Below are 9,641 nucleotides of genomic sequence, written 5' to 3'. Positions count from 1 at the left end.
AACAGTAATCAAGAAATTTAAAAGGTCTTCCATAACAAAATCCTCCACTTTTATTATAGCGAAGGATTTTGAATTCATCCATGAAAGTCTTTTCTGTAAGCCATATTTTCTTCATGCGTTTGTCGTGCCAAAATGAGATGTTCGGATATTTCTTAACCTTATCTAGATTTTTCTGAGTTAGGTAAAATTTGACTCACAATCAAATGATTTTCTTCTTTAATACGATTTCCAAGAATAACCGCATAGAGTGGTCCTACAAAAAGCAAGGTGTACCAGGCATGACACAATAGACTAAGCCCTATCAATTCTGGAGCAATATTTAAAAAGTAATTAGGATGTTTAACAACTCGGAAAAGCCAATGGTCATTAAATTGGTGATTATTAGCAATCATGAGCTTGACTGTCCAAATATCTGACAATAAGCGAACAACGACAACTAGCATAATAAATGCAAAGAAAAGCAATCCTAATCCTAAAAGGCTAATGCTATCAAGTGCCGTCCGACGCAAGTAAGCCTCAATAAAGCAACCTAGATAAAACATGATGTGAGCAATCGTTAAACGCTTAGTATTTTCCACGCCATACTCTACACCGCCATTAGCCAAAATAGCAGCTTCATTTTTCTTTGAAATTTTTAAAAACGCTAAACGCAGTACAAACACTGCTCCAACAATCATTAAAATCACGTGTTTCTCCTTTATTATATTATTAATCATTTCTCATCAGGGAATTCAGTTTCACAAATGGTACACCCCTATCTTACCAAGTTAAAGTTATGGTATTGTCACACTTGGGTAAGTTACTTAAAAACAAAGAAGCTGAAAAAAATATTTTCAGCCTCTTGTTTCTTAGGAATAGTGACAGTTTACCTAACGCTAACCTTTACATTAACGGCGACGTTTCATCACATAAGCTACGAGTGATAGAATACCTGCTACTCCTAAAGCTGACATCATAATTGAGATGAGACTTGTCTCTTCTGAGTTTGTTCTAGGAAGTTGATTACTTCTACGAGATGGTGTCATCTTACGCGCGATACCATGTGTTACTTTTGGTTCTTTTTGATTAGCATTTGATTTTGGTGCCACTTCTGAACGTTTCTGCTCTTGTTTCATGTGCTCTTTGGGTTCTGATTTTTGTTCCACCTTATCGTCACCTTTTGGCGTTGATTTGTCAGATGATTTTGTATCATTCATCGCTTGCTTATAGAAAATCGCATACACGCTAAAGTGAGTGACTCCGAAGCTGACAGTGCCATTAGCATTAAGTGTAAATGGTAAGCTTTCTTTCATATCATCTAGCACATAGTAAACCTTATCAACGATTCCATTGGCTGGTGCTGTTACAGTAACAGGACCTGTTGGTTGAACAAGTTCCCCTTTAGCATCCACAAGGGTAATGTCATAGCTATCAGATGGTGCTTGACCAAGAATAGCAGCTCTCATTGGCACGACACGAACACCTACAGCACCATTGAAATCTTTTTTCTTCGCAGATACAGAAACTTTTGTCGCTGGGTCTTGGAAGGTGATGATTTGGTTTGAATCATCTTGCTGAGAGTCATTCATATCCTGAGTTTTAGGGGCTTCTTCTTGTTGACGAAGATCTTCATGCTTATCTTGTGAAAGATTCATACTACGTGATACAATATCCTTCAATTTAGCTGTTGCATCAGACACAATCTTCTGAACATCTGCCTTGCTTGAAGCCTCACGGATGGCAGCTACTGCTTTCACGATACTTTCTTTTAATTCAGCTTTCAATTCAGGAGTTTTGAGACTATCATAGTGCATTCCTGCTTGTGCTTTTAATTTCACTGTTTCGTCTAACTTGAATGTGTGCAAAGCTTTGCGTTCTTCTTCTTGTTGACGAAGTTCCTCAGCCTTAAGAGATTCTTCAGCTTTACGCTCTTGCTCTTTGCGTGCTTCTTCGGCCTTGCGTTCTTGCTCTTTGCGCTCTTCTTCTTTTTGACGTTTTAAATCTTCTTGTTTACGCAAGTTTTCTTTTGTGCGTTTCTCTGCCTCTTTAACGATAGCATTGATTTTTTCTTTAGTCTTCGCAACAATAATTTCAACTTCTTTTTTATCTTTTGCTGATGCAATCTTCTCCTTAGCTTCTTTAACTAGGTTTCTTACCTCTGATTTTTGTTTTTCATCAGTTATTTCACCACCTCTGATATGAGACTGCGCATCTAATAATAACATTTTCTCTTGCTCTGATTTAAAGTTATCAAGAGCTTGTTGGGCTTGTATTTCTGTTTGGGTAGTTGTCGCTTCTTGCTCTTTTTTAGCATTAACAACTTCTTCTTGTTTAGCAACAGCAGATTGAGCTTCAGACAAAGAAGGAGAGCTAATTGTTCCATTTGAAGGAACTTCTGCCACATAGATATTTTTATTGTTGTCTTTTGGTAATGCAACACTTGCCAGGTATGAGGTAGATTTCAATTTTTCTTTATCAAGCAAATCAGAGTCATCTGTAACAATCCCAACCGATACCTTACTTGTATCTACACGATCAGTTTGGTTAGCACTAACAACTGTCGGAGGTAATATACCGCCAACAAGGGCTACTGATAGCACCGTGGCTCCTACGCTGACCCATATTTTTTTGCGTTTAATCATTTTTACACGATATGCTGAATTTTCTTGTTTCATTATTATTATTATTTTCCTTTCTGAGATATCATGCATAATATCCTTTATTCTATCATTCTACCCCGTTTGACTATTATTTCAATAGGATTTCGACGATTTTGCCTAAAGATTGGATTATCTTAATGTTAGCTAAATGTTCTTAATGTTATCTTAATAATGAGAGAGAGGTTCTTTCCATCGCTATGTTAAAAGGCTGGACAGTTACCCAACCTTTTATCGTTATTTTGTCTCCTCAAAAAGATTAGCGACGGCGTTTCACCACATAGGCTACAAGCGATAGAATACCCGCTACTCCTAGAATTGACATCATAACTGAGAGGAGACTTGTCTCCAATGAGTTTGTTCTAGGAAGATTCGTAGCTCTACGAGATGGTGTCATCTTACGCGCGATACCATGTGTTACTTTTGGTTCTTTTTGATTAGCATTTGATTTTGGGGCCTCTTCTGAACGTTTCTGCTCTTGTTTCATGTGCTCTTTGGGTTCTGATTTTTGTTCCACCTTATCGTCACATTTTGGCGTTGATGTGTCAGATGATTTTGAATCATTCATCGCTTGCTTATAGAAAATCGCATACACGCTAAAGTGAGTGACTCCGAAGCTGACAGTGCCATTTGAATTTTGTACAAATGGTAGACTTTCTTTCATCTCACCTAAAACGTAGTAAACCTTATCTACAATTCCTTTGGTTGGGGCTGTTACAACAACAGGACCCGATGGTTGAATCGTTTCACCCTTAGTATCCACAAGAACAATATCATAAGATTCAGAAACTGGTGTTCCTAGGCTTGGTGTTTGCATTGGTACAACACGAATACCTGCTACTTCTTTGAGATGTTTTTTCTTACCAGATACCGTTACCCTTGTCTCTGTATCTGTAAAGCTGATGATTTGGTTTGAATCATCTAGCTGAGGATCATTCATATCCTGAGGTTTAGGGGCATCCTCTTGTTTACGCAACTCGTCTTGCTTGCGTTGCTCCTCTTGTTTGCGCAATTCGTCTTGACGTTCTTGCTCTTTACGCAATTCTTCTTTACGCAATTCTTCTTTACGCAATTCTTCTTTACGTAATTCTTCTTTGCGTAATTCTTCTTTACGTAGTTCTTCTTTACGTAGTTCTTCTTTACGTAGTTCTTCTTTACGTAGTTCTTCTTTACGTAGTTCTTCTTTACGTAGTTCTTCTTTACGTAGTTCTTCTCTGCGGATTCTCTCTTTGAGTTCTTGCTCTCTGCGTGTTTTTTCAGCTTGGAATTTAACTTCCTGTTGAACAATCTCTTGTATTTTGCCCTTAGCTGTATTAAAGATTTTTTGAATTTGCTCTGTGGTTTGAGCCTTATCTATGTCTTTTTTAGCTATTTGAACGAGCTTAAGCACTTCAGTTTTACGTTTAATATCTTTTATTTCACCACCCAAAACTTGAGGATATGCTTCAGTTTCTAATAGTTTTTTCTGAGTATCTTTATAAGTTGAAAGTTCTTCTTTCTGACGATTAACTTCTAATTGGACAATCTCTTTGATTTTTGCTTTAGCAATATCATAGATTTTTTTAGCATCTTCTTTATTTTGGGCATTATCTATTTCTTTTTTAGCTTCCTCAACTATTTTGCGAACAGCTGCTATCCGGTCGGGATCTTTTATCTCGCTATCATCTCCTTTAATATGGGATCTAGCTTCTGTAGTTAGGAATGTTTTGTGATCGTTCTTATATTTGGAAAGCTCTGCTTTACGCAATTCTTCTTGAGCTTGTTTTTTCTGATTATCATCCTCTTCTTCTAAAGATTTAAGTTGTTCTTTCAAATCAGCTATTGCTGTTTTGAGAACACGATAGACATCATGTGATACATTTTCCCCTTTTGTTTCAAATGTCTCTTTACCTAAGCTATAAACAACTTTTGACTCTTCCCCTGCTTCATACTCCAAAAGATCTTCTTTTAATTTTTCAAATTTTTCTTGTAAATCTTTTACTTTCTCGCTTAGACTACCCTGATCTTCTGGCTTATTAAGCAATAACGAATCCAGCTCAATAAAAAGATAATAATTTCCTAAATCAGCTAGCTCTGTTTTTATATCTTCAACTTTTTGTTGTAATTGTTCATAACCACCATTTGTCTCTTTTTCAAATGAATCAAAATCAAGTTTTTTCTTAGATTCGGTAGAAGGAAGAAGCGACTGTACCTCGTCATTAAATTGACTTAATTCATCAAAACTATTCTTTTGAACTTTCTTAAAGTTTTCGGTATCTTTTTTGATAATAGCTTCCAGTTCAATCTTAATATTTTTAATTTGATCATAAAAATCAATCGTTCGTGATAAGACTTTTCGGCTATCGTGTGCAGTTTTCTGAAGAATTTCAATTACTTTAGGAATTTGATTATCCTCAAAAGCAAATCCAAAATCATAGTTCTCTTTTATATCTTTTAATTCATTATAAAATTGTTTTACTTTTTTCTGAGCCACAGATTCATTTGAATCATCAAGTATATAATCTTTGAAGGTCTTATTTATGTCTTCAAAGAACTGTTCTACTTCTTTTTAGACTCCTTAAATCTTAAGGTATCTAACTGAACCTTATAATCTCTTTTAATCTTCTCACTGTTATTTCTAGCTGCATCCGCAATCTTCAAAATCATATGTTCATAAACAGAATTTTCGTAGTATCGAATCAGAGCTTCCTTGTAATTATATCTTAATTGTTCATTAGGGATTTTCTCATCATATTCATCAAGTTTTTCCAAATCTATCAAGCTCTCATCTTCACGAGCTAAACGATTAGAACCCGGATATTGTGTATTTATCAAATCGGTGATAGATTGAATATCTTTTCTGACCACTCTTTCCTTTGCATCTTTAAGATTAGTATAATGCTGAGTAATTGGTGAAAGAAGATTTTCTATTTCATTTTTGTGAGCATAAGATGACACACTTCTTCTTGACCGAACTTGTGGTCTCGCTTTTTCTTCTGTTGCATCCAAACTGCGTTTTGTCTCTCTGTCTTGTTTTGGATGTTGTTTAAAATACTCTTCCCACTCTTTTTTATTATTTGACATGGAATAAAGATCCCACCCTAGGACACCTGTTGTATTAGGGCCTTGTCCTTCGATATTCTTATGTGTTGATAAGCGAATGGTATTTTCTGAATCAGCATTCACATCATATCTGATCATACCAACTTTTTTGCCACCATCAAGTTTAACTTCTTTATCATTAGAGTCAGTGATGTAGATTGCCTTTACAAGACCATCTTTATCAAAATCAGCACCCCACAGTGACACAATATGTCCCATGCCTGTTTCGCCAATACCGTAAGATATACCAAGTGCTTTATTGTCTTTAATATATTCTCGAATCTTACTTGAGAAGTGTTTCAAATCCCATTGGCCTTTTTTAAAGGTCTCCACCGCAACAGTTACCTTATCTCCAAGGACCTTATTGAAAAGATTAACCGTTGATGGAGTTTCCAAAGTTCGTTCACTCCAATTTATGTAGGACCTATTATTGTTATAAGGGTAACCATTTAAGAACAGATTGACTAAGCGCTCTGGAATCAAGGTAGTATTTGTAAATTTTGTTCTGATATAATCAAATAGCCCACTTTGGTCTGTATCTCTATCATACTTGTACAAATCTCTACTTGTAAAAGTCTGATTATTTATTGTAAATGTCCCATTTTTATCGTCTTGCTTTAGATATTCATTGATTGATTCTTTATTTTGTTCTACCCACCAATGAAACATGTTTGAGGCAACTGCACCTGAACAAAGTTTTTCATCATGATTCAGCGACTTATTAGCGTCATAGTAGCCTGAACCAGCGTCGTAGTCTGCTGCAAAGTATTTTGAAGTAACCTTTTTATCACTATTTTCAGTTTGTATTTCCTTAAATTGGTCACGATTAATATGAACCCCCTTAACCCATAGAGTTTCGGTTATTTCCGATTTCTTTTGCTCTTTACCTAATTCTGACGTGTCTGCATCAGTAGCTTCTGCCCAGACCAGGCGTTCATTATCAGTTTGAGTAGTTGATGAAGTTTCTTCTGTAGGGCTCGATTGCAAGGTTTCTTCAACAACTTCTTCTTCACTTGTTCCAATTCCTTCTGCAATTGTAGTTGGCACTTCACTAGCTACTTCAACGTCCAATTGTTGCTGGTCATCAGCAACTTCTGTTTGAACTTGCTCTGTTCCTTCTGAATCTGCTAGAGATTTCAGTTCAAGTATGTTTTCAGTCGTAGTTGGAGAAACGATGCTACTTTCAGTTTGTCCATTAGGTACTGCTACCGTCTCATCAGCAGTTGTCATCACATTTTCAATTGCTGTTTTAGTCTCAACAGTTTGGTCTGCTCTAACAACAGTTGGCGCTAACATACCTCCAACTAGCATCAGAGATAGAAGTGTTGTCCCCACACTAACCCAAACTTTTTTCCGTTTAATCATTTTGACGCGATGCGTTGTATTCTCTTGTTTCATAATTATTTTCCTTTCTAGGTATCGTCTAAAACACCCTTTATTATCTAGTTTAATAGCTTTAGCCATTATTTCAATAGGATTTCAACGATTTTGCCTAAAGATTGGGTTATCTTAATGTTGGCTAAATATTCTTAATGTTATATTAATATTCTAGGTGTTCTGAGCATTTCCGAAGGGCGATACGACTGTTTCTAATATATAAAAAAACAGCCACAAGGGCTGCTTTTTAGTGTGAGTGCCAGATGTCTTCGTTGTACTGTTCGATGGTACGGTCAGATGAGAAGAAACCTGCTTTGGCAATGTTTTTAATGACTTTTGTCATCCAAGCGGTTTGATCTTCATAGTCAGAAAGCATTTGTTCCTTAACTGCGATATATTCTTCTAAGTCAATCAAGGTCATGAACCAGTCTTTATTGAGCAATTCTAGGTAGAGACGCTCTAAGCGTTCTTCATTTCCTAAATTAAGAAGTTTTGGATCAATAATGAAGTTAACTGCCTCTTTGATAACTGGGTGTTCATCATAGTAGTGTTTAGAAACGTAACCACTTGTTGCATAAAGGTCAATAATGGTATCTGAGTCTTTACCGAATGTGTAGATGTTTTCAGCGCCTGCTAACTCTGCAATTTCCACATTGGCACCGTCCATAGTCCCAAGGGTAAGGGCACCATTTAGCATGAATTTCATGTTCCCAGTTCCAGACGCTTCTTTTGACGCAAGAGAAATTTGCTCAGAGATATCTGTGGCTGGAATGAGTTTTTCAGCTACGGTAACATTGTAGTTTTCCACAAGGTGAACATTGAGGTATGGGCTTACTTCTGGGTCGTTGTTAATTAATTCTGACAAGCAAAGGATAAGGTGGATAATGTCTTGGGCAATGGTATAAGCTGGCGCAGCTTTACCACCAAAGATAACTGTGATTTTGCGTTTTGGAAGGTTGCCACGTTTGATTTCCAAGTATTTATGAATCACATAAAGGGCATTCATTTGTTGGCGTTTGTACTCGTGGAAACGTTTGATTTGTGTATCGATGATTGAATTTTCATCAAGCTCAATGCCTTTATTTTCTTTCAAATAACGTTTCAAAGACAATTTATTAGCGTGTTTGATTTCTGCTAACTTCGCGTGCACCGCTTTGTCATCCGCAAAAGCCAAGAGTTTTTCAAGTTTAGTAGCCTCCGTCAAATACTCATCGCCAATAAGTCCTTTGATGTAATCAGCTAAATCTTGGTTGGCAAATTCTAACCAACGGCGGAAAGTGATTCCGTTCGTTTTGTTGTTGAATTTTTCTGGGTAAAGGTCATAGAAGCCTTTAAGTTCAGAGTTTTTGAGGATTTCTGTGTGAAGGGCAGCTACACCATTGACTGACGTTGCAAAGTGAATGTCCATGTGTGCCATGTGAACTCGGTAATTTTCGTCAATGATGTGTAGGGCTACATCTGGCACTTTTTGGGCAATCATGGCGTCCAATTTTTCAATGATGGTTACCAAGTGTGGCACCACTTCATTGAGGTAGTCAAGTGGCCATTTTTCCAAAGCTTCTGCAAGGATGGTGTGGTTGGTGTAACCAACCATTTTTGAAACGACTGACACCGCTTCTTCAAAGTCAAAGCCGTGCTTTTCAGTCAAAAGACGAATCAACTCTGGAATCACCATTGATGGGTGAGTGTCGTTGATTTGTACATAAGCATACTCATGAAGGTCGTGAAGGTTTGAACCACGCTCAATCGCTTCATCAATCAAGAGCTGTGCAGCGTTTGACACCATGAAATATTGTTGGTAAATGCGGAGCAATTCACCATTTTTGTCAGAATCATCTGGGTAAAGGAAAAGGGTAAGGTTTTTCTGAATTTCAGTCTTATCAAATGAAATCCCATCTTTAATGAGACCGTAGTCAAGTCCATCAATGTCAAAAAGGTTAAGGTAGTTCTTAGTCTCTTTTTTGTAACCAAGGACATCAATACGGTCCAAACGTGATTTCAATGTGAAATCTTTGAAAGGCACATCGTAAGAAATATCTGTTGGAACCAGCCATGAATCATTTTCAATCCAGAAGTTTGCCTCTGCTTCTTGTTGGTTTTGTTTAAAGACTTGTTTGAACAAACCACAGTGATAGTTAAGGCCCACACCTTCACCATTGATTGCTAAGCTAGAGATAGAGTCAATAAAGCATGATGCCAAACGTCCAAGACCACCGTTACCAAGTGATGGTTCTGGCTCTACATCTTCAATTTCTGCAATTGATTTTCCAGCTTGTGCCAACTCTTCTTTGACATCTTTGTAGATACCTAGGTTAATCAAGTTATTTGATAAAAGTTTACCAATCAAAAATTCAGCTGAAATGTAGTAAACTTTACGTTTTGCTGTGTTTTTTCCTTTGCTTGCAGCAGCTTCTTTGACAAAATTCAAAAGCGCTACATAGATTTCCTCATTGCTCATTTGAGCTAAAACGTGTCCTTTTGTTTCAAGATAATTCGTAAATGTACCAGTCATCATTCTTATTTTTATGCTAGCTTATTTGAATCAAT

General features: G+C 36.8%; 5 protein-coding genes. All 5 read right to left on the bottom strand.

Translation table 11 applies throughout. The features are described 5' to 3' along the window. Positions 1 to 158 precede the first annotated feature (158 nt). Positions 159 to 686, bottom strand: a complete 528-nt coding sequence (locus tag EAF07_RS08855) for an isoprenylcysteine carboxyl methyltransferase family protein (RefSeq protein WP_220702233.1) — start codon at positions 684 to 686, stop codon at positions 159 to 161. A gap of 201 nt (positions 687 to 887) precedes the next feature. Next, complete coding sequence (locus EAF07_RS08850; RefSeq protein WP_121836198.1) at positions 888 to 2,654, bottom strand: KxYKxGKxW signal peptide domain-containing protein; 1,767 nt, start codon at positions 2,652 to 2,654, stop codon at positions 888 to 890. A gap of 241 nt (positions 2,655 to 2,895) precedes the next feature. Further along, positions 2,896 to 5,109, bottom strand: a complete 2,214-nt coding sequence (locus EAF07_RS10810; RefSeq protein ID WP_245962720.1) for a hypothetical protein — start codon at positions 5,107 to 5,109, stop codon at positions 2,896 to 2,898. A gap of 65 nt (positions 5,110 to 5,174) precedes the next feature. Beyond that, positions 5,175 to 7,115: an IdeS/Mac family cysteine endopeptidase gene (locus EAF07_RS08840; protein ID WP_183121690.1), complete on the bottom strand. Its 1,941-nt coding sequence runs from the start codon at positions 7,113 to 7,115 to the stop codon at positions 5,175 to 5,177. A 226-nt stretch (positions 7,116 to 7,341) separates the two neighbouring features. Continuing rightward, positions 7,342 to 9,606 carry a glycogen/starch/alpha-glucan family phosphorylase gene (glgP, locus tag EAF07_RS08835; protein ID WP_121836196.1) on the bottom strand — a complete coding sequence of 755 codons (2,265 nt, stop codon included), beginning with the start codon at positions 9,604 to 9,606 and terminating at the stop codon, positions 7,342 to 7,344. Between the last annotated feature and the right edge of the window lie 35 nt (positions 9,607 to 9,641).

It is taken from the genome of Streptococcus hillyeri (genome assembly GCF_003686955.1).
GTDB classification, from domain to species: Bacteria; Bacillota; Bacilli; order Lactobacillales; family Streptococcaceae; genus Streptococcus; species Streptococcus hillyeri.
The sequence above is the reverse complement of the archived record's forward strand: the minus strand, read 5'-3'. Positions and strand labels throughout refer to the sequence as shown.